Annotated in this window: 20 protein-coding genes; 12 read left to right on the top strand and 8 right to left on the bottom strand. The window is 62.8% G+C overall.

All coding sequences use genetic code 11. From position 1 onward, the window contains the following. The first annotated feature begins 3 nt into the window (after positions 1–3). Positions 4–1,617: an ABC transporter ATP-binding protein gene (locus GGR23_RS20460; protein ID WP_183368211.1), complete on the top strand. Its 1,614-nt coding sequence runs from the start codon at positions 4–6 to the stop codon at positions 1,615–1,617. A 146-nt stretch (positions 1,618–1,763) separates the two neighbouring features. Further along, a complete protein-coding gene (gene bmt / locus GGR23_RS20455; protein WP_183368210.1) occupies positions 1,764–2,783 on the top strand; it encodes a betaine--homocysteine S-methyltransferase in 1,020 nt (339 codons plus the stop codon). 68 nt (positions 2,784–2,851) lie between these two features. Here bmt and GGR23_RS20450 read toward each other — a convergent pair whose 3' ends face one another. Beyond that, positions 2,852–3,874, bottom strand: a complete 1,023-nt coding sequence (locus GGR23_RS20450; protein ID WP_183368209.1) for a glycosyltransferase family protein — start codon at positions 3,872–3,874, stop codon at positions 2,852–2,854. Positions 3,875–4,151: 277 nt separating this feature from the next. On the opposite strand from GGR23_RS20450, the gene GGR23_RS20445 reads away from it, so the two are divergent. Then, the gene (locus GGR23_RS20445; protein ID WP_183368208.1) at positions 4,152–5,873 is read left to right on the top strand and encodes an O-linked N-acetylglucosamine transferase, SPINDLY family protein; all 1,722 of its coding nucleotides are present in this window, start codon (positions 4,152–4,154) and stop codon (positions 5,871–5,873) included. 59 nt (positions 5,874–5,932) lie between these two features. After that, positions 5,933–6,280, top strand: a complete 348-nt coding sequence (locus GGR23_RS20440; protein ID WP_183368281.1) for a hypothetical protein — start codon at positions 5,933–5,935, stop codon at positions 6,278–6,280. A gap of 12 nt (positions 6,281–6,292) precedes the next feature. Here the strand turns inward: GGR23_RS20440 and GGR23_RS20435 are convergent, their stop codons facing one another. The 4 genes from GGR23_RS20435 to GGR23_RS20420 form a co-directional block, all read right to left on the bottom strand. Next, entirely contained in the window at positions 6,293–7,594 is a 1,302-nt protein-coding gene (locus GGR23_RS20435) for a TadE/TadG family type IV pilus assembly protein (RefSeq protein WP_183368207.1), read from the bottom strand. A gap of 264 nt (positions 7,595–7,858) precedes the next feature. Next, a complete protein-coding gene (locus tag GGR23_RS20430) occupies positions 7,859–8,626 on the bottom strand; it encodes a phosphodiester glycosidase family protein (RefSeq protein ID WP_183368206.1) in 768 nt (255 codons plus the stop codon). Positions 8,627–8,636: 10 nt separating this feature from the next. Further along, positions 8,637–9,326, bottom strand: a complete 690-nt coding sequence (locus tag GGR23_RS20425; RefSeq protein WP_183368205.1) for a ferredoxin — start codon at positions 9,324–9,326, stop codon at positions 8,637–8,639. A gap of 101 nt (positions 9,327–9,427) precedes the next feature. Continuing rightward, a complete protein-coding gene (locus GGR23_RS20420) occupies positions 9,428–11,008 on the bottom strand; it encodes a trimethylamine methyltransferase family protein (protein ID WP_183368204.1) in 1,581 nt (526 codons plus the stop codon). Positions 11,009–11,473: 465 nt separating this feature from the next. Here GGR23_RS20420 and GGR23_RS20415 point away from each other — a divergent pair, with 465 nt between their 5' ends. Further along, positions 11,474–12,169 (top strand): corrinoid protein, encoded by a 696-nt coding sequence (locus GGR23_RS20415; protein WP_183368203.1) that lies wholly within the window; start codon positions 11,474–11,476, stop codon positions 12,167–12,169. 87 nt (positions 12,170–12,256) lie between these two features. On the opposite strand, the gene GGR23_RS20410 is transcribed toward GGR23_RS20415, so the two are convergent. Next, positions 12,257–12,397, bottom strand: coding sequence for an entericidin domain-containing protein (locus GGR23_RS20410; RefSeq protein WP_246365955.1), 141 nt, complete (start codon positions 12,395–12,397; stop codon positions 12,257–12,259). A gap of 65 nt (positions 12,398–12,462) precedes the next feature. Here GGR23_RS20410 and GGR23_RS20405 point away from each other — a divergent pair, with 65 nt between their 5' ends. The 7 genes from GGR23_RS20405 to GGR23_RS20375 all read left to right on the top strand — a co-directional run bounded on the left by GGR23_RS20405 (position 12,463) and on the right by GGR23_RS20375 (position 19,340). Continuing rightward, a complete protein-coding gene (locus GGR23_RS20405) occupies positions 12,463–13,086 on the top strand; it encodes a DUF1638 domain-containing protein (protein WP_183368280.1) in 624 nt (207 codons plus the stop codon). Positions 13,087–13,218: 132 nt separating this feature from the next. Continuing rightward, positions 13,219–13,869 carry an exopolysaccharide biosynthesis protein gene (locus GGR23_RS20400; RefSeq protein WP_183368201.1) on the top strand — a complete coding sequence of 217 codons (651 nt, stop codon included), beginning with the start codon at positions 13,219–13,221 and terminating at the stop codon, positions 13,867–13,869. A gap of 9 nt (positions 13,870–13,878) precedes the next feature. Continuing rightward, the gene (locus GGR23_RS20395; protein ID WP_183368200.1) at positions 13,879–14,661 is read left to right on the top strand and encodes a formyl transferase; all 783 of its coding nucleotides are present in this window, start codon (positions 13,879–13,881) and stop codon (positions 14,659–14,661) included. Positions 14,662–14,814: 153 nt separating this feature from the next. Beyond that, positions 14,815–15,117, top strand: a complete 303-nt coding sequence (locus GGR23_RS20390; RefSeq protein WP_183368199.1) for a virulence factor — start codon at positions 14,815–14,817, stop codon at positions 15,115–15,117. 20 nt (positions 15,118–15,137) lie between these two features. Beyond that, positions 15,138–16,007 (top strand): methylenetetrahydrofolate reductase, encoded by an 870-nt coding sequence (locus GGR23_RS20385; RefSeq protein WP_183368198.1) that lies wholly within the window; start codon positions 15,138–15,140, stop codon positions 16,005–16,007. 14 nt (positions 16,008–16,021) lie between these two features. Then, a complete protein-coding gene (locus GGR23_RS20380) occupies positions 16,022–16,987 on the top strand; it encodes a methyltetrahydrofolate cobalamin methyltransferase (protein ID WP_183368197.1) in 966 nt (321 codons plus the stop codon). 313 nt (positions 16,988–17,300) lie between these two features. Further along, complete coding sequence (locus tag GGR23_RS20375; protein WP_183368196.1) at positions 17,301–19,340, top strand: ASKHA domain-containing protein; 2,040 nt, start codon at positions 17,301–17,303, stop codon at positions 19,338–19,340. A gap of 54 nt (positions 19,341–19,394) precedes the next feature. Here GGR23_RS20375 and GGR23_RS20370 read toward each other — a convergent pair whose 3' ends face one another. Together GGR23_RS20370 and GGR23_RS20365 are read right to left on the bottom strand one after the other, a co-directional pair. Then, the gene (locus GGR23_RS20370) at positions 19,395–20,291 is read right to left on the bottom strand and encodes a LysR family transcriptional regulator (protein ID WP_183368195.1); all 897 of its coding nucleotides are present in this window, start codon (positions 20,289–20,291) and stop codon (positions 19,395–19,397) included. Between the two features lie 128 nt (positions 20,292–20,419). Beyond that, on the bottom strand, positions 20,420–21,037 hold the full coding sequence (locus GGR23_RS20365; protein WP_183368194.1) for a hypothetical protein: 618 nt from the start codon (positions 21,035–21,037) through the stop codon (positions 20,420–20,422). Between the last annotated feature and the right edge of the window lie 20 nt (positions 21,038–21,057).

Here is a 21,057-nt window from a genome sequence, read left to right as displayed (position 1 = left end):
GCCATGACCGAACACGTCCTGAAGATAAACAATCTCCGCGTGGAGTCCGTCAGTGGCCTGGTTCTGGTGGACAATGTCTCGCTGGAACTGAAGAAGGGCGAGGTGCTTGGCCTGATCGGTGAATCCGGGGCCGGCAAGTCCACCATCGGCCTTTCCGCCATGTCCTATGCCCGCGCCGGCTGCCGCATCACCGGCGGCGAGGTGCTGATCAACGGCACCGACATCCGCAAGCAGGACGCGGAAGGCCGCCGCGACATGCGCGGCAAGCGCATCGCCTACATCGCCCAGAGCGCGGCCGCCTCCTTCAACCCGTCGCACACCATCATGGATCAGGTCTGCGAAATGCCGATCCAGCACGGGCTGATGAGCAAGGACGAAGCCCGCAAGTGGGCGATCGAGCTGTTCACCTCGCTCGGCCTGCCCAATCCGCAGACCTTCGGCGACCGCTATCCGCACCAGGTCTCGGGCGGTCAGCTTCAGCGCGCCATGGCGGCCATGGCCATCTCCTGCCGCCCCGACATCCTGGTCTTCGACGAGCCGACCACCGCGCTCGACGTGACGACGCAGATCGAGGTGCTCGCGCTCTTCAAGAAGGTGGTGAAGGAATACAACACCGCCGCGCTCTACATCACCCACGATCTCGCCGTGGTGGCGCAGATTTCCGACCGGATCATGGTGCTGCGTCACGGCAAGATGGTCGAGCTCGGCACCACCGAGCAGATCCTCCAGCAGCCGAAGGAGGCCTACACGGCCGCCCTCGTCTCCGAGCGCAAGGCCGCCGACCATATCGCCGAAGACGTCAAGGTCGAGCACAACGAGCCCCTCCTCGAAGTGAAGGATGTCCGCGCCTCCTACGGCAGCTTCGAGGTGATCAAGGGCGTCTCCATCGCCGTTGCGAAAGGTGAAACGGTTGCCGTGGTCGGCGAATCGGGCTCCGGCAAGAGCTCCATGGCGCGCATGATCACCGGTCTTCTCGCCCGCACCTCGGGCACGGTCACCTTCAAGGGCAAGGAGCTTGCGCCGAACTACAAGCACCGGTCCCGCGAGGATCTGCAGCGCATCCAGCTGATCTACCAGCTGCCGGACGTGGCGCTCAATCCGCGCCAGACGATCGGCGAGATCATCGGCCGTCCTGCCCAGTTCTATTTCGGCATGTCGCCGGCCAAGACGAAGGAACGAGTCGCCGAGCTTCTCACCCAGGTGGGCCTGCCGGTCGATTATGCCGGTCGCCTGTCGACCGCCCTTTCCGGCGGCCAGAAGCAGCGCATCGCGATTGCCCGTGCGCTGGCGGCCAACCCGGAGCTGATCATCTGCGACGAGCCGACCTCGGCCCTCGACCAGCTGGTGGCGGACGAAATCCTGAAGCTGCTGAAGAAGCTGCAGGACGAGCTCGGCCTCTCCTACCTCTTCATCACCCACGATCTCGGCATCGTCCGCCGCATCGCCCACCGCACGGCGGTGATGCTGCGCGGCGAGATCATCGCACAGGGGCCGACGGCGCAGATCTTCAATCCGCCCTTCCACCCCTACACAGAGAACCTGCTGGCCTCCGTTCCGGAAATGCGTACCGACTGGCTCACCGACGTTCTGGCAAAGCGCCAGCAGAAAACGGCCTGATCCCCCGGTACTCCGCAAACTAGGAAACCCCGCCCGAAAGGCGGGGTTTTTGCTTGCCCGGCAGAAATCGCTTGTCAAAATCCGTATTCGGGTTCATATAAAGATATCTTTATATCATTCTATGTGTTGCAACGAGGAACGCGCCCATGACCACCGCACAGAACGCCCTGACAGACCTGCTGGCCAAGAAGGGAGTGCTGCTCGCCGATGGCGCGACGGGCACCAATCTCTTTGCCATGGGCCTCGAAGCGGGCGAAGCCCCCGAATTGTGGCTCGAGAGCCATCCGGAGCGGATCGCCAAGCTGCATCAGGACTTCGTGGATGCGGGCGCAGACATCATCCTCACGAATTCCTTCGGCGGCACCCGCCATCGGCTCAAGCTGCACCACGCTGCGGACCGTGTCTTTGCGCTGAACAAGCGGGCGGCCGAAATTGCTCGCGAAGTCGCCGACAAGGCTGGTCGCCCGGTGATCGTCGGCGGCTCGGTGGGCCCGACCGGCGAACTCCTCATTCCGCTTGGCGCGCTGAGCTACGAAGATGCGGTCGATGCCTTTGTCGAGCAGATCGAAGGCCTCAAGGCCGGCGGTGCCGATGTTGCCTGGATCGAGACGATGTCCTCGGCGGATGAAATCCGCGCAGCCGCCGAAGCCGCGACGAAGGTGGGCATGCCCTACGTCTACACGGGGTCCTTCGACACCGCCGGCAAGACCATGATGGGCCTGCATCCCCGCGATATCCTGAAGCCGGCCGGCGATGTGGGCGAAGGCCCCGTTGCCGTCGGCGCCAATTGTGGCGTCGGGGCATCCGACATCCTCTCCACCCTCCTCGACATGACCGCCGCCAACCCCGAAGCCATCATCGTGGTGAAGGGCAATTGCGGCATCCCGGAATTCCGCGGATCGGAGATCCACTATTCCGGCACCCCGGAGCTGATGGCCGAATATGTGCGCCTCGCCCGCGATGGCGGCGCGCGCATCATCGGCGGCTGCTGCGGCACGAGCTGCGAGCACCTGAAAGCGATGCGCGCCGCGCTGGACAGCCACACCCCCGGTCCCCGGCCGACGCTCGAGACCATCGTGGAAAAGATCGGTCCCTTCCGCAACAAGACCGCTGGCGAGGAAGCCGCCGGCGGAGGCCGCGAACGCGGCCGGCGCGGCCGAGGCTGAAACGACAAAGGGCGGCCACGGGCCGCCCTTCTTGTTCCTGCACACAGGCCCGCCTTCTGCCGATGCCGTCACCCGGCCGTGTTTGCCATCTGGTAGAAGCGCACATAGGCATCCTTCAATCCGGGCTTCAGATCGTCCACCATGATCAGGGCGAGCTGGAACCGCGCGAAGGCATCCGTCTCCGCCCGCGCGAGTTCGGCGAGGTAGCCGATCTTCTCCGAATAATCCTTCGGCTGTCTGACGACCTGGTTCAGGAACCCGTTCAGCATTTCGCCACCGATGACGCTCATCGCATCCAGGGCTTCCTCGCGCGAGAGCGGCGTTCCCGGGCGCGCAACGAAGGTAAAGACGTCCAGCGTCATCAGGAGAGGCTGGAAAAGGGTGGTATGCGGCGGCATGCCCACGTCCTGGAAAAGCTGCAGGTTTCTCGCTGCCGTCTTCTCGGGCGTCGACCACTGGTCGGCGTTGTACTGGTATATGATGCTTGGATCGTAGGCCATTCGCCCATAGGCAAAGAGCGCAAGCGCCATGGCCCAGTCCGCGAAGCCTCCCTTGATCGGGTGATGATTGCCGAACAGCCGCATCAGCCCCAGATACGGCTCCCTGCGGAAGATGCTGTAGAAAGCGCTGTTGTCGCCCTTCGCCTTCTCGCTGTATTCGCGAATCCGCCCGGAAGGGGTCGGCGAATCGATCGAGAAGGTCTTGCTGCGGACCACACCCTGCCCGGTGACCGTCAGCTCGGTTCTGGGCCTTACGCCCATGAAGTCATCCGGCAGCGTCGCGAGATCGAAGGATGGGACGGAAGCATCGATACCGATCATGTCGTCATCGCCCAGTTGGAGGATGAACGGCGTCTGCGCAGCCATGATGGTGGCGAGGTAATTGTCGAAAACGGCCTTCCCCCTGGTATCCAGCATGTGCAGCCGGTCCGACCGGCCCTGCCACCAGGCCGCCTTTTCCGCATCCTCCGAATTGTCGGCCACGATCAGTTGCGCATCGCGGGCCTCGGCGAAGGCGAGCGCGGCTTCGATGGATTTGCGCGACGCGGCCAGGTTTCGGTTGCTGGGCATGCAGATTGAAAGCAGCGACATCGGTCTACTCCGTTCGACGGCTTCCGTGTCGCCGTCCCTTGTCAGGCGGGCTGGGCCGGTTCTAGGCCGAAAGCGCCTGCCTGCCCATTGTTATGGGCAGATGCGAATCGCCCGCCCCGTTTATTAGCCATCACGCGAGAAAGCGGGACTGTCAATGTAAGGGCCGCCGGCGAAGCAAGCCTCGCTCCCGCCCCGATAGCTAAATTAACACTTGAGGCGGGGCTGGAATCGCCTGCCGTCTCTGACAACACTTTCATCACGAAGGTCATTTCAAACCATGTCTGCTACCATTCAGGAAGCTCTCGACTACTATCGTGCCGGCAACTACCCGATGGTGATGAGCCATCTCCTGCCGCTGCTTCGCGACCAGAAAAAGGTGGAACCCACCCTGGCGCTGGTTCTCGCCCAGTCATGCCTCAAGCTGGACCAGATCAGCGAGGCCGCCCACTGGTATGACCGTGCGTCGTCGCCCACGCTGCCCAATGTGAAACCCGTTCAGCTGCTTGCGGCAAACCTCTACATCCGCCTGAAGAATCATGTGCGCGCCTACGAGATCACCAAGGCGATGCTGAAGGCCGACCCGGGCGAGCTCGAGGCGCTGCGCGTCCATCGCAACTGCCTGCGGACGCTCCTGCTTCTGGATGAGATCGAGGCATCCGACAGGCAGGTGGAGGCCATGATGGCATCCGGCCATCCGGGCATCTTCGACATGGAAAAGCCGCTGGAACACGTCTTCTGGAGCGAGAACGAGGCCTATGCCGCCAGGCTGACGAAAATCGACAATGGCGCGGCCTGCACCTCCCTGACCAAAATGCTGCGCCGCGCCCGGCCCCATGCCTTCGCGGACCGGATCCGCGTGGCCTATGTTTCGAACGACCTCAGCGACCGTCATGCCACGATGCGCCTGCTGCAGGGCGTTCTCCTCCAGCACGACCGCAGCGCCTTCGACATCCATATCCTGTGCCACACGGACGCCGGCCTGAAGGCAGTCGACGAGGGAATGCGCTGGAAGCTGAAGGGACTGCACGACATTTCCCGCAAGAGCGATGACGACGTCGTCGCCATGTTGCGGGAAGCGGAGATCGACATTCTCGTGGACCTCAAGGGGCACACGAAGGATGCCCGGCCGGGCATCGTCAATCTGGGTGCCGCCCCCATCCAGGTGGCCTGGCTGGGCTTCCCCGGCATCAACACCGGCCTGGATTGCGACTACATGATCGGCGATGCGGTCGTAACGCCCGAAGAAAGCCAGCCGTTGTGGGAGGCCAAATTCTGCCGCCTGCCGGAGACATACCAGCCAAACGATGACCGTTACCGGGCGCTTCCGCCGCCGGCGGAGCGCGCGGCTCTCGGCCTGCCCGAAGACAGGATCGTGCTCGCCTCCTTCAACTCGCAACTGAAGATCACGCCCAGAACCTTCCGCCTGTGGATGGAGATCCTGCGTCAGGCGCCGGATACGGTGCTGTGGGCCATGGTGATCGGCGACGAGGCGCGGGACAATGCGCGTCGTGCCGCGAAAAAGGCCGGCATCGATCCGGCGCGGCTGATCTTCGCCGATGTGGCCGATTATCCGTCCCATGTCGCCCGGCTTCAGGCGGCGGATGCGGCGCTCGACACCTTCCCCTGCAATGGCCATACGACCACCTCGGACAAGCTCTGGGCAGGCCTGCCGCTCGTCACCCGGAAGGGAGCCAGCTTCGCCTCCCGCGTTTCGGAAAGCCTGCTGAAGGCACTCGGCTTCCCGGAACTGGTCGCGGAGACCGATGCGGAATACATCGCCCTCAATCTGCGCCTCGCAACCGATCATGCCTGGCGCGCGAGCCTGAAGTCCCGGATTGCCGAGGCGCGGTTCCGTGCCCCGCTGTTCGATACCGAACGCTTCACCCGGCATCTGGAGGAAGCGTACCGGATGATGGTCGAGCGCGCCCGAAACGGTCTGCCTCCCGGGCCGATCGATGTCCCGCCACTTCCGCCCCGCACGGGCCCTTTCCGAACCTGAACCAGGAGTATCTCATGCACGCTGTCACCGGATCGTCCACCCAAGGCGCGGAGCAGTCCATGGCCAATGCCACCGCATTTCCCGACCGCGACACCATTGCCGACAAAATGGCGAACCTTGGCGAGGGCGAGCAGGCCTATCTGCGGCTCGTGATGGAAAACGTCAAACAGGACGAGAATCTCTTCGCCGGCCTCGAACTCTACCTGAACCGCGCGGCGGCAGGACGCTTCCTGCACACGCTGAAGCTGGAAAAGGCAGGTGAATGGCTGGGCAACGCCGCCCCGCCGAGGCTGCAGATCCGGCTGATGGAGATCGCGAAATCGAGCCATCATCCGGCCTATCAGGCCTTCCGGGCGGGCGTCGTGCGGTCCGGCGGTCTGGAGCGGGCCTATCCGCCGGCACGCTGAACCGGCACGGGATCAGAAGGTCAGGCGCGGCATGTTGGTGGCGCGCTTGAACAGCTGGTTCAGGCCGACGGACATGTCGGAATTCATGTCCACCGCTTCGTAGAGATTGGGCGAGGCACAGCTCTCCAGAGCCGGCCCGATCTTCGGCGCGAATGCGCGCACCCAGTTGATGTAGTTGTCGTTCGTGGTGATCGGCAGATAGATCGTGTGCAGCACGGCTATCAGCACGCCGCGGTTCTTCAGCTTCTGGCACTCCGAGACGTTGATATACTGCGTGCAGCGTCCGTACTGGAAGATGCCGAAACAGCCCGAGGCGGTGGTCAACCTGTCCTCAACCCCGTCGGTGATGAGCAGCAGCACCTGGCGCGGGCTGTTGACACCGAGGCCATCGCCGGAGACGGGGATCTCCTTGTTGATCATCTGGATGGACTGGTTGATGTAGCCGACGGCATAGTTGTTGTAGTTGTACTTTGGCATGATCATCAGCTTCACGCCCTGCGCCGACGTCTTGAAGGCCGCCATGTCGTGGGTGAGGCTCTGGACCAGGCTGAGGGGCCGGGCAACCGCATCCTCCGCCTTCGCCCCCAGGCTGTAGAGGGCAAGCTGATACAGGCCCTTCTGCCCCACATTGGTGGAGATCATGTCCGCCAGCTTGCGCAGGGACATGCTTACGACATCGATCCGCAGCTTGACGCCGAGCGACGTGGCCTTGGGCAGGTTGTTCATGGATCCCGACAGGTCATGACAGGCAAAGGCACAGCCCATCTTCGCCTGCATGACATCCACATCCGACTGGGAAGCGCCGATGCCCATGGAAGGTGAATTGTCGACGAGCACGTGCACATTGTAATATTCGCCGACATTGAACTCCGCCGTCGCCGTGCCGCTGATGTCCATGTGCTCGACACCCACAAGGCCCATGAACATCGTGGGCATGCTTGTCTGGTAGTGGACGAGGGAGGTCAGGGTCAGGCCGTTTCGCTGGACGTCGGCGGTCACGCTGACGCTGAGGCGGGGGTCGATGGCGGCCTTGTTGCCGGTGAAGAAGGCCTGCGCCTCGCTGTCCCAGCTTGCCTTTCCCTGCCCGCTCGAGCTGTTGGCAAAGGCTTTCGACGAGGTGTTGATGGCGGCCAGCGCGGCCGAATCCGCCACCTGATCGAGTTTCGTCTTCGTCTCGTAGGCATTCCAGAGATCGACGGACAATCCGGCAAGGGCGATCAGCGGAAAGCAGAGCATCGCGGTGGTCATGGCGAAATTGCCGCCCCGCGCCTTCAGCAACCCGTGAACTGCATTGCGAACATGATTAACGGCCATGGCTCCCTCCGCCTGAATCCCACTCTGCGGCGTGCCATGTTGATATATTTCAGTGGTTCTTATTGATAATTAATGTATATGCTTAAATTGCTTCATTTCCAATAATAGTACCAAATAAATCGGCTCATCCCGATTTGAACCGAAGCGTAACCGACACCTCTGCGCGATCGGCTCCAGTTCACTACAATCGGAATGCGAGTTGGGCGCCGGCCCTGCAAAGACAAAGAAGCTGCCTTTGCTTGGGGTTGTATTTCCGCGTGGAAACTACCGGAAAGAAAAGGGCCAGCGAACCGTCACGGCGATGATCGGCCCCATGGGAAAGAACCTGTCGAAGCGCCCCAGTTCGGGTGCGTAGAGACTTGAGATGCTGCCATCGAGAAACAGGGCATCCGGACATTTCAGGATATCGCGAAACAGCGTCGCCAGGTCGTGAAAGCGGACGGCATCCTCCGAAATGACGAAATGCACACGCCCCTGCCCGTCAATGCCGACGCCGTTGCGGATCTTGAAGCTGTCGCTGTCCGGCAGAAGTGCGGGATGGAGGCGGTTGCGCCAGACGAGGAGCGGCCCGGACTGGGTGGCGTAATCGACGGGCTTTCGCCGCTTCAGAAAGGCCCTCGTTTCCGTCACGCCCGCCTTTCCGGCGGAAAGCCAGAACACGCCGTTCGGCTTCAGGTGAAAGTTGCCATATCCACCCCGCAAGTTCGCCGCCTTCTGCTCCATCCCTTTCTCCACATACAGCCCCACGGGAGAGAGATCCTCTTCGTACATCCCGCCATTCATGGCGAAAACAGGCAGCTCGCCGCGGGAAAGCAGAGCCTGGAACAGGGGATCGAAGCGCCCGTAGGGCTTGCCGTCCGTTCCACGGTTGAAAAGAGCGATGGAGGCGCGGCCAGGGTCGAAGGTGCAGACGATGTAGCGTCCCGCCTTGTGCTCCAGCCGGCGGCAGCCGTCTTCCGCCGCCTGCGCGGGAGCGAAGAGCCACAGTGACCAGAGCACCAGGAGCGACGGGAAGAAAAGGAATCGTGTCATGCACCGATCACTATAGGCGCTTCAAGGCAGCCATATGGAAGCGGATCTGTTCCGCCGGATAGCGGAATGCCCCGCCCACCGGGCAGGCATTGCGCGCCACGCAGCCGGCCTCGAGGCATGTCCTGCCTTCAGCGCCGCCGAGGAAGGTGCGGCAGGCCACATAGTCGAAGCCCTCGCGGCGGATCGCTGCGGCGGGACAGCTGGACAGGCACGGCCTGTCGGGACAGGCCTCGCAGGGGTGATCCCCTGCCCGCCCGGTCGGCGCAAAATCGTCGGGAACGTCCGGGAAGGCGAAGGCGCCCCGATAGCCGTGCCACAGGCCATAGACGGGATGGATGAGGATGCCGAGCGGCGACGGCTTCAGGCCTTCGGCGCGCATCGCCCATTGCTGGAAGGGCTGCCAGGGTGGATCGGAGGGAAAGAAGGCCGTCGCGCCCGCGCCCTGCGCCACCGGGCGGAGCATGGCCTTGGACCACTCATCCAGAGGGTCGGTTCCGCCATTGTCGGGGCGGCTTGCACGCCAGGCCGAGAAGGATGGCCAGAGGGAACCACCGGCATTGCCGATCAGCACCACCGCGCGGGCCGCGCGGCCATCGGGAAGAAGCGGACCATCTCCTTCGAAGGAGATGGAGCCGCTCAGATGTAGCCCGTGCGGCTCGAGAGCCGCACGGATTGTCCGGAGTGTCCCGGGGCCGCTCACCGCGGCCCCTTATATTCGTAATGCGGACGCCAGACTTCTTTCTGGATGAGATCGGCGACCCGCTTGGATCCGCCTTGCTCCCTGGCGGGATCGGGCTCTCTTCAGGAGAAGGCGTCCGGCATGGAGTTCTTGCGCTTGGCGATGAACTCGAGCAGGGCTTCGTCGATGGCCGGATCGAGATGGGGTGCCTCGTAGCTTTCCAGCCACGAACGGCAGAGCGCGTTGGCGCGTTCTTCGATCCGCTTTGCGCCTTCCACTTCCCACTGTTCGAAGGAGTTGTTGTCGGCGAGCGGCGAGCGGTAGAAGGCCGACTGGAAGTTTGCCTGGGTGTGAGCGCAGCCGAGATAATGGCTGCCCGGGCCGACTTCGCGGATGGCATCCATGGCCTGTGCCTCGACCGAGGTATCCACGCCCTGCGCCATCTTCTGCATCATGCCGAGTTGGTCCTGGTCGATCATGAACTTCTCGTAGGACGAGACGAGACCGCCCTCGAGCCAGCCTGCGGAATGCAGGGCGAAGTTCGTGCCGGCCAGCAGCGTCATGTTCAGCGTGTTGGCGGATTCATGGGCTGCCTGCGCATCCGGCACCTTGGAGCCGCAGAGCGAACCGCCCGTACGGAACGGCAGGCCGAGACGGCGTGCGAGCTGGGCCGCGCCGTAGGAAACGAGCGACGGTTCCGGCGTGCCGAAGGTCGGGGCGCCCGACTGCATGGAGATCGAGGCGGCGAAGGTGCCGAACAGCACCGGTGCGCCCTTGCGGATCAGCTGGGTGAAGGAGGCGCCTGCCAGCACTTCGGCAAGGATCTGCGTCAGCGTGCCGACAACCGTCACCGGGCTCATCGCGCCGGACAGGATGAAGGGCGAGAGAACGCAGGCCTGGTTGTGGCGGGCATAGACCTTGGCCGCACCGAGCATGGTCTCGTCGAAGACCATCGGGGAGTTGGCGTTGATCAGGTTCACCGTCACTGTGTTGTTCTCGACAAAATCGTCGCCGAACAGGATCTTGCACATGGCGATCGTGTCTTCGGCGCGCTCGGGCGCGGTCACCGAGCCCATGAACGGCTTGTCGCTGTACTTGATGTGGCTGTAGACCATGTCCAGGTGACGCTTGTTCACCGGAATGTCGACCGGCTCGCAGACCGTGCCGCCCGAATGGTGCAGCGAGGGCGCCATGTAGGTGAGCTTCACGAAGTTGCGGAAGTCCTCGATGGTCGCGTAGCGGCGGTTGCCTTCGAGGTCGCGGACGAAGGGCGGGCCGTAGACCGGTGCGAAGACGGTCGCATTGCCGCCGATCTGCACGTTGCGCATCGGGTTGCGGGCGTGCTGGGTGAAGACCGACGGAGCCGTCTTCAGAAGTTCGCGGCAGAGGCCCTTCGGGAAGTGCACGCGCTCGCCCTTGACATCCGCACCGGCTTCCTTCCAGAGCGCCAGCGCTTCGGCGTCGTCACGGAACTCGATGCCGATTTCTTCGAGGACGGTATCGGCGTTGCGCTCGATGAGCTGAAGGGCTTCCTCGTCCAGAACCTCGTAAACGGGGATCTTGCGCTGGATGTAGGGCATGGACGGACCCGGACCGCCACCTGCACGCGATGCACGGCGTGCTGCGGCACCGCGGCCTTCGTTGCGTCCGCGGCGGGGAGCAGCATCGGCTGCGGCGCCCGTATTCTCAATCGTATCGCTCATACTGATTCCTCAAAGCTTGCGCGGATGCGCGAAATCACAAGGCGCCTGCGGCACCCAGTTGATGACGCACATGCTATCGGAATTCGCATTTGGAACATTCCTTAATGCGCCACCGATTTCTCTAGTCCAGACATTGCGCTTCACGAACGACATTTGCGTCATGGACCGAAAAACGCAAGCGCGATCGGCCGTGGTCGTTTTTGCCTTCTGCAACGTCGCTAACGAAAAGGGTTTTACGCCATGCCGGACTTAGGGTGAAGTTCAAGGAACGCGGGATGGAATCGCTCGGACCAGCGCTTTGGATCCGAACTCTTCGTGCCGCTTATCCCGAAAGGACCGGACGGCCGCAGCGCACCGGAACAATCCCGGGAAAGCAGGACGAAAGCGGTTTTTCCTTAACTCTTCTTTGCTGTTACCGGTCTATCTGGTATGGCTATCGCATCGCTCTTAACTGGGAACCAAAACATGTCCGACGACGAAATCATTCTGGCAGACCTCTCCGACGACGAACTCGTGCAGCAGATGCACGACGACCTTTATGATGGTCTGAAGGAAGAAATCGAAGAAGCAACCCGCATCCTGCTCGATCGCGGCTGGGCTCCCTACGACATCCTCACCCAGGCCCTCGTCGAAGGCATGCGCATCGTCGGCATCGACTTCCGCGACGGCATCCTGTTCGTGCCGGAAGTTCTGCTTTCCGCCAATGCCATGAAGGCCGGCATGGCCATCCTGCGCCCGCTGCTCGCCGCCACCGGCGCGCCGAAGCTCGGCAAGATGGTCATCGGCACCGTCAAGGGCGACATCCACGACATCGGCAAGAACCTCGTCGGCATGATGATGGAAGGCGCCGGTTTCGACGTGATCGACCTCGGCATCAACAACCCGGTCGAGAACTACCTCGATGCGCTGGAGCGTGAGAAGCCCGATATCCTCGGCATGTCCGCCCTGCTCACCACCACCATGCCCTACATGAAGGTCGTCATCGACACCATGAAGGAAAAGGGCCTGCGCGACGACTACATCGTGCTTGTCGGCGGCGCTCCGCTCAACGAAGAATTCGGCAAGGCCATCGGCGCCGACGCCTACTGCCGCGATGCGGCCGTGGCCGTGGAAACCGCCAAGGACTTCATCAAGCGCAAGCACAACCAGATGAGCGCCTGATCGTCCGCTTTTGGACCGGAAACGATAAAAAGCGGCCGTACATCACTGTACGGCCGCTTTTTTCTTGGAAGATGGGCTTGGGAGGCCTTACTCGGCGGCATTCGCCACGTTGTTGCCGGCGGACTGGGCTGCATTCACCGTATTCGCCGCATCCTTGCCTGCGCCACGGATCGTGTTTGCGCAGGAGGACAGGAGGACAAGCGCGACGAGTACGGAGCCGAATTTCATCATGTTGCTATTGATCATCTGAGGGAGTCCTTCGCGTCGTGGAAACCAATTCTAAGAAGCCGGAAATGTCCGCTTCCCCTGACGAACGCGCGACCGCTGAAAAGGTTCACGTCATCGCCTGCGGAGCGATTGCGCGGGAAATCCTTGCGGTGGTCCGGATGAACGGGCTCGGCCATGTGGAACTTTCCTGTCTTCCCGCGATCTGGCATGCCCATCCCGAAAAGATTGCCCCCGGCGTCAGGACCGCGATTGCCGAAGCCCGGCAGGCGGGCGCCGGCCGGATCTTCATCGCCTATGCCGATTGCGGCACCGGTGGCGCACTGGACCGGGTCATCGCGGAAGAAGGCGTGGAGCGCCTCTCGGGACCCCACTGCTATTCGTTCTTCGCCGGCAACGAGCAGTTCGCCGCCACCTGGGAGCAGGACATCACCGCCTTCTTCCTGACGGACTTCCTGGCACGCCAGTTCGAAGCCTTCGTGATCGAGCCGCTGGGTCTCGACCGGCATCCCGAACTCAAGGACATGTACTTCTCGCACTACACGAAGCTCGTCTATCTCTCGCAGCTCGAAGATCCCGCACTCCAGGAAAAGGCGAAGGCAGCAGCGGCTTATCTCGGCGTGGAATACGAATACCGCTTCACCGGCTATGGCGATCTCGCGACGGAGCTGCTTTCCGCCGCCCGCGCCTGAGCGGGCTTTTCCCCTGCTTAACCCTTCCTTGACCAGAACCTTAAAAAGCATCTTGCCAGGCGGCAGATTTAAAGGCTTTCCAAGGCTCTTGCGCCATCATCGGCATCAAAGGGAATTGTGAGGGTTGGTGTCATGGGTACAGCCGATACGCCACAGACCGGTAACGACAAGGACCTGCCGCAAGCGGCCTGCGCGCCCGCAAGCCTGTCGGACATTCTCGGCGGACTATCCGAAACGGAAAAGTCGCACCTGAGCGTCCGCGACATGACGGAGGCTCTCGGCGAACGCTCCTTCGGCGCCTCGCTTGCCGTCTTCGCGCTGCCAAACCTCATGCCTCTGCCACCCGGTTCGACCATCGTCTTCGGAATTCCACTGCTTTTCGTCACCTGGCAGATGACGGTGAACACCGGCGGCGGGCTCCGGCTGCCCGAACGTTTCGCCAATTACCGCATCGAGCGGGAAACCTTTGCGGCCTTCGCGGGCCGGGCGATCCCCTATCTCCGCTTCTTCGAGCGCTGGGTCAGGCCGCGTTTCGGCTTTCCGCAGCGCCGACTGGCGGAGCGGATGCTCGGCGCCTTCGCGCTGATGCTCGCCACCGTGGTCTTCCTCCCCATTCCGCTCGGCAACTGGCTGCCCGCCCTGGCCCTCGCCATCATCGGGCTCACCCTTTCGGCCCGCGACGGGCTTGGTCTCATCGCCGGCGTCTTTGTCGGCATTCTCTCCATGTTCGTCGTCGCCGGGACGGTTCTCGCCACCGGCGCCGCCATCGCCTATATCCTGTGAGCCTTCTGCATGTCGTCAGGCAGTGTCCCGTCCCCCACCGTGCTCGTCCTCACATCGGGCGGGTTCAACCCCAACATGCTGATAAACGGGCTCTTCCGCAGCTTCCCTGGCCTGCGGGTCGTGGAGGAGCAGCCCGAATCCAAGAGCGTCCTGCTGAAACGGCGCATCCGGCGCTTCGGCTACGTCAATGCTGCCGGGCAACTGGCGACCATGGTTCTCTCGCGGTTCGGCAAGCGCTTCGCCGAAGACCGCATCCAGGCGATAGCCCGCGAGCATGGCCTGTCCGGCGAACGGGATCCAAGGGTTCCAGTGGACCACGTCGAAAGCCTCAATGACGCCGCCGCACATGCGCTGGTCGCCCGTCTGAAACCTGCCGTGGTGGTGACGGTCAGCTGCCGCATTCTCTCGAAAGCGACACTGGCGGCCATCCCCTGCCCCGTGATCAACCTGCACAGCGCGATCAACCCGGCCTATCGCGGACAGATGGGCGGCTATTGGGCGCTCGTCAGCGGCGACAGGGACAACTTCGGATCGACGATCCATCTCGTGGACGAGGGCGTGGACACGGGGGCGGTGCTGCATCAGGTGCGAACAACGCCCGCCCGCGGTGACAGCATGTGGACCTATCCCGCTCTGTTGACTGCCATTTCAGTGGATCCAATGCGGCAGGCGGTCGAGGATGCCATTCACGGCACGCTGAAACCGACGCAGGCGACGGGTCCGTCGCATTTGTGGTTCAACGTGCCCATCTGGACCTGGTTGTACCACGGCTTGACAAAAGGCATCTGGTAAGGCGGATGCATCCCCTTGCGACCGAAACGTCGCAATAAGGGTAATGCGACAATTATTTCAGCAAGCGTCGTTTTTCATGTGGGCCGCGTCGTCGGAAGCGAAGTCCGGCGAAGGCGAGCTGTGCATTGTGTGCGCCAGACGAGGAGATCAGACATGGCCGACCGCATCATAGTTTACTGGCGTGACATCCCCGCTCAGGTGATCGTCAAGCGTGGCCGCACCTCGGCCAAGCGTGAACTGTCCCTGCGCTTCACGGAAGCCATCGACATGTGCGCCATGCGGACGGGGGCTGCGGAAACCGACGACTATCTCGCCGAATGGCGGAAGGCCGATCCCGTACCCGTATCGGACGATCTGGAGGCGGAAGCCGACAAGGCCGCCGCCGAGCTCGAAGCCGCCTATGACCGGGAGCGCCTCGTCGCTCTGGTCAAGGCCGGCGGACGCGAACAGCAATAACAGCCAAGGACCTTCTAGCAATGGCAAAGATTCCAGCATCCATCGAAGTCGCCCCGAAGCAGGCGATCGAGTCCGCCGACCTTCCGGGTCTCTTCCCGGCCGGCAGCCGCGTCTACATCACCGACATCGGCACCGATCCGACCGACGTGCTGGTTCAGGCAGCGGTGCGCGTGGCCAAGCTCGGCTACAAGCCGGTGCCGCATTTTGCCTCGCGCCGCCTCACCACCAAGGCTGCACTTGAGGAGCGCATCAAGCGTACCGTCGGCGAAGCCGGCGTGACCGACGTTCTCGTGATCGGCGGCGGCCTGGAAAAGCCTGCGGGCGAGTTCGGCTCCACCATGGAAGTGCTCGAAACCGGCTTCTTCGAAGGCAACGGCATCACCTATATCGGCGTCGCCGGCCATCCCGAAGGAAGCCCGGATTTCTCCGATGCAGCCGCCGTCGAGGCACTGAAGCAGAAGCAGGCCTGGGCAGCGAAGACCGGCGTCAACGTCCGCGTCGTCACCCAGTTCGGCTTCGATGCGAAGAAGTTCATCACCTGGGCCGAAGGCCTGAAGGCCCACGGCATCGACCTTCCGGTCCACCTCGGCGTGTCGGGCCCGGCCAAGATCACCACGCTCATCAAGTTTGCCGCCATGTGCGGCGTCGGCAACTCGATCTCGTTCCTCAAGAAGAACGCGCTCTCGGTCACCGCCATGGCGCTGGGCCACAACCCGGAAGAGATCGTCAGCCCGATCGAAAAGCATTTCCAGGCCAATCCGGCCGGTCCCATCCAGCAAATTCACATCTTCCCCTTCGGCGGGCTCAAAAAATCCTCCGAATGGCTTGTGGATCGCGGCTCTTGGAGTAAGAACTCCGTGCAGTCTTCCGCAATGGCAGCCTCTCACTAAGGACAAGACTTAAAATGACGCGCACTATCGTTGCATCCGCCACTCGCGACATCGTCATCGGCTTCGACCAGCCTTTCTGCGTGATCGGCGAGCGTATCAACCCGACCGGCCGCAAGAAGCTCGCTGCCGAGATGATCGAAGGCAACTTCGAGACCGTCAAGAAGGACGCGCTCGAGCAGGTCGCCGCCGGCGCCACCATGCTGGACGTCAATGCGGGCGTGACCTCCGTCAACCCGAACGAGACCGAGCCGGGCCTGCTGGTCAAGACGCTCGAGATCGTCCAGGGCCTCGTCGACGTGCCGCTCGCCATCGACAGCTCGGTCACCGCGGCCATCGAGGCAGCCCTCAAGGTCGCCAAGGGCCGTCCGCTGGTCAACTCGGTCACCGGTGAGGAAGAGAAGCTCGAAGCCATCCTGCCGCTCTGCGCCAAGTACAACGTGCCCGTCGTCGCGATCTCCAACGACGAAACCGGCATCTCCATGGATCCGGACGTCCGCTTCGCCGTTGCCAAGAAGATCGTCGAGCGCGCTGCCGACTACGGCATCAAGTCGCACGACATCGTCGTCGACCCGCTCGTCATGCCGATCGGCGCTCTCGGCGATGCCGGCCGCCAGGTCTTCGCACTGCTGCGCCGTCTGCGCGAGGAGCTGAAGGTGAACACCACCTGCGGTCTCTCCAACATCTCCTTCGGCCTGCCGCACCGTCACGGCATCAATGCCGGCTTCATCCCGATGGTCATCGGCGCCGGCATGACCTCGGCGATCATGAACCCCTGCCGCCCGCAGGAAATGGAAGCCGTCCGCGCTGCCAACGTGCTGAACGGCACCGATCCGAACTGCACCAACTGGATCATGACCTACCGCGACCACGCTCCGGCTGCTGCCGGTGCCGCTCCCGCTGCCGCTGCTGCAGCCCCTGCCGCCGGCGGTCGCCGCGGTGGACGCGCAGCCCGCGCCGGTGCCGGTGCTCGCACGGAGTAAGGATTGCTCGATCTGAGTGCCCTGCGGCCCCCTCATCCGGTCCTTCGGACCACCTTCTCCCCGATGGGGAGAAGAGGGAGCAAGGCCGAACGGCATCGCCTCCTCTCCTCTCGGGGAGAGGATGCCGGCAGGCAGGTGAGGGGGCGGCTGCTTCCTCCGGAAGAGTGTTGAACGAACAACGGACCACCCTTTTCACCGAGGGTGGTCTTCGCATGTCGGAATTGAACAATTGTCAAATCCGGCAAGGCTGCAATATCGCTTCCGGGCCGCTGCATCTCAGTGGCCGGAATGACGAGAAGGACGGAAAAGCGAAATGACCGATACCGCAGACAAGGACGCCCTCGTGCTCTTCATGCCGTCTGGCAAGCGTGGCCGTTTCCCGGTGGGAACGCCCGTGCTGGACGCCGCCCGACAATTGGGCGTCTATGTGGAGAGCGTCTGCGGTGGGCGTGCGACCTGCGGCCGGTGCCAGATCACCGTGCAGGAAGGCAATTTCGCCAAGCACCAGATCGTTTCGTCCAACGACCACATCTCCCCCATCGGCCCGAAGGAGGAGCGTTATGACCGCGTCCGCGGCCTGCCGGAAGGCCGGCGCCTGTCCTGTTCGGCGCAGATCCTCGGCGATCTCGTGGTCGACGTGCCGCAGGATACGGTGGTCAACGCCCAGGTGGTGCGCAAGGCCGCAACCGACCGGGTGATCGAGCGCAAGGCCGCCGTCCAGCTCTGCTTCGTCGAGGTGGAGGAGCCGGACATGCACAAGCCGCTCGGCGATCTCGACCGGCTGAAGGCGGCGCTGGAAAAGGAGTGGGGCTGGAAGGACCTGCTGATTGCCCCTCACCTCATTCCGCAGGTGCAGTCGATCCTGCGCAAGGGCGAATGGGGCGTTACCGCCGCCATCCACCGCGACATGGATTCATCCCGTCCCTTCATCGTCGGCCTGTGGCCGGGCCTGAAGAACGAAGCCTATGGCATTGCCTGCGATATCGGCTCCACCACCATCGCCATGCATCTTGTGTCGCTGCTGTCGGGCCGGATCGTCGGCTCCTCCGGCACGTCCAACCCGCAGATCCGCTTCGGCGAAGACCTGATGAGCCGCGTGTCCTATGTCATGATGAACCCGGATGGCCGGGAAGCCATGACCAAGGCCGTGCGCGAGGCGGTGAACGATCTCATCGGCAAGGTCTGCGAGGAAGGCGGCGTCAACCGCGACGACATCCTCGATTCCGTCTTCGTCGCCAACCCGATCATGCACCACCTGTTCCTCGGCATCGATCCGACGGAACTCGGGCAGGCGCCCTTCGCGCTCGCCGCCTCCGGTGCGCTGCAATACTGGGCGCATGACATCGAGATCAACGTGAACCGCGGCGCGCGTGTTTACATGCTTCCCTGCATCGCGGGTCACGTGGGTGCGGATGCCGCCGGTGCGACGCTTTCCGAAGGCCCCTACCGTCAGGACGAGATGATGCTGCTCGTCGATGTCGGCACCAATGCGGAAATCATCCTCGGCAACTCCAGCCGTGTGGTTGCCGCCTCCTCGCCGACCGGTCCGGCCTTCGAGGGCGCGGAAATATCCGCCGGCCAGCGCGCAGCGCCGGGCGCCATCGAGCGCGTCCGCATCGATCCGGTCACGCTGGAGCCGCGCTTCCGGGTGATCGGCGTCGACAAGTGGTCCGACGAAGAGGGCTTCGAGGAGGCCGCCGGCAGCGTCGGCGTCACCGGCATCTGCGGCTCGGCGATCATCGAGGTGGTGGCCGAGATGTATCTCTCCGGCATCATTTCCGAAGACGGCATGATCGATGGCGCGATGGCGGCCAAGAGCCACCGCATCATTCCGAACGGCCGCACCTTCTCCTACCTTCTCCGCGACGGTGAACCGCGCATCACGGTGACACAGAACGACGTGCGTGCGATCCAGCTTGCCAAGGCCGCGCTTTATGCCGGCATCAAGCTGCTGATGGAAAAGCAGGGTGTGGAAACGGTCGACACGATCCGCTTTGCCGGGGCCTTCGGCTCCTTCATCGATCCCAAATACGCCATGGTGCTGGGCCTCATTCCCGATTGCGACCTTGCCAAGGTGAAGGCCGTCGGAAATGCCGCGGGTACCGGCGCCCTCATGGCGCTGCTGAACCGCGACCATCGCCGCGAGATCGAGGAGACCGTCACCCGCATCGAGAAGATCGAGACGGCGCTGGAATCCAATTTCCAGCAGCTCTTCGTCAACGCCATGGCCATGCCGAACAAGGTCGATCCCTTCCCGAATCTGGCGAAGGTCGTCACCCTGCCGGAGCGCAAGGTTCTCGCCGACGATGGCGGCGAAGGCGGCGGCCGCCGCCGTCGCAGAAGCAGGGATTGAATGCAAAAAGGCCGCCCAACGGGCGGCCTTTTCGTTAGCGGGACAACGTCCTGTTCACGCCGCCTTCGGCAGGTCGTCGAAGAAGTGGCGGATGCTTTCGGCAACGGCCGTGACCGGGCCGGAGGCGCGGGTGTTTGACGTGATCAGCCGGATATCGAAGAGGCCGAGTTCGGGTAGCCCGTCCTTCTCCCCCAGCGCCTTCATGTCCTCCGTGAGGTTGGCGCGGGGAAGCGGGGCAATGGCGAGATCCGACATGACCGCTGCGCGCTGCGCCATGGTGTGGCTGCTGAGATAGGCGATCCGGTAGGCGCGCTTCTGCTTTTCGAGGGCCTGAAGGGCTTCCGCCCGCCAGATGCAGCCATCTTCCCAGATGGAGATCGGCAGCGGATCGCGCAGATGGGCGGTGCCGCATTTCGCGCCTGCCCAGACGAGGCGGTCCCGCAGGACGAGCTCCCCCCTCTCCTGATGCGCCGCCTTCGAACAGTTGATCAGGGCGAGATCGAGGCGCTGCTCGTCCACCCGGGCAACCAGCTTCGAGCTCATGTCGATGGTGACGTCCACCATGATGCCGGGATGGGTATCGGCAAAGCGCTTCAGGACCGCCGGCAGCAGGCGTTCGCCGATGTCCTCCGGCGCCCCGAGCCTCACCACGCCCCGCATGTCGGGCATGATGAAGCGGGAGACCGCCTCGTTGGAAAGGGCAATCATGCGCCGGGCATAGCCGAGCAGCGTTTCCCCGCCCTCGGTGAGGCTGACGGAACGCGCATCCCGCAGGAAGAGCACGGTGCCAAGCTGTTCCTCGAGCTTCTTCACCTGCATGGAAACGGCGGACGGCGTGCGGAACACCACTTCGGCGGCGGTGGAGAAATTCCCGGTCTCCGCGATGGCGACAAAGGTACGCAGAACGTCGAGGTCCAGGAGCGGCAGGGGCTGACGGAAGGATACGGTCATGGCGTTCTCATTCAGATTTTTTGAATGTACAGGGCCTATCTATGGAATATCCTGAATATGGAATCGCGCGTCGGTCAAGAAGGATGTCAAAAAAAATATCTTTCGATTCTGATAAGTAGCTGAAAATCCTACAGCGATAGAAAATTTGGCGATTCTTCGCGACCTTTAGCCAGCCTTCGCCCGTAAAATTCCTCGACTTCGGCGCGGTGGCGCACGAATACGTCCGGAGCGACCGTCTTGAGTGAGGAGCGGTTCATCTCGGCTCCTACGAGATTAGCCTTTGCGCTTTCCCCGTTCAAAACAAGTCGCGACGCAACCTCCTTCGGCGTGATAAATTTGCGGCGGAACTCCCAGACTTTGTAGGCTGGAATCTTTCCTTGCGGCAACAAATTTGCCTTCACCAGACTTGATATTTGCGTGATGCTGGCATTCAGAAGAAAAGCGGCGTCTTGACCTGTAAGAAAAAAACCATCCATCGCATGGAATTTGCCCGCTGAGATCGCAAAGTCATTCCACAGGCGGAAATCGCGGACATAGAGAGTGTCAAGCAAAGCTCCCTTTCGCCCCTTCTTCACAATTGGCAGAATCCCCTTCGCTATGTGGCTCAGGACCAATGGCCAAGGGTTTCCTTCCGCACCGCCTAGTGCGCTGACGACATCCTTCAAAGACAATGAGAGCGGCGGTGCAAAATTAGTCCACGGTAGCGGCGGGATAGTCCCGCCTCGGGCGGCGTAAAAGTCGGCCACCTATTTTCCTTCTGCGACGC

This window comes from Gellertiella hungarica (assembly GCF_014197145.1).
Lineage (GTDB): Bacteria > Pseudomonadota > Alphaproteobacteria > Rhizobiales > Rhizobiaceae > Gellertiella > Gellertiella hungarica.
Note: the sequence above shows the minus strand (reverse complement) of the source record. Positions and strands in the feature narration are given on the sequence as shown.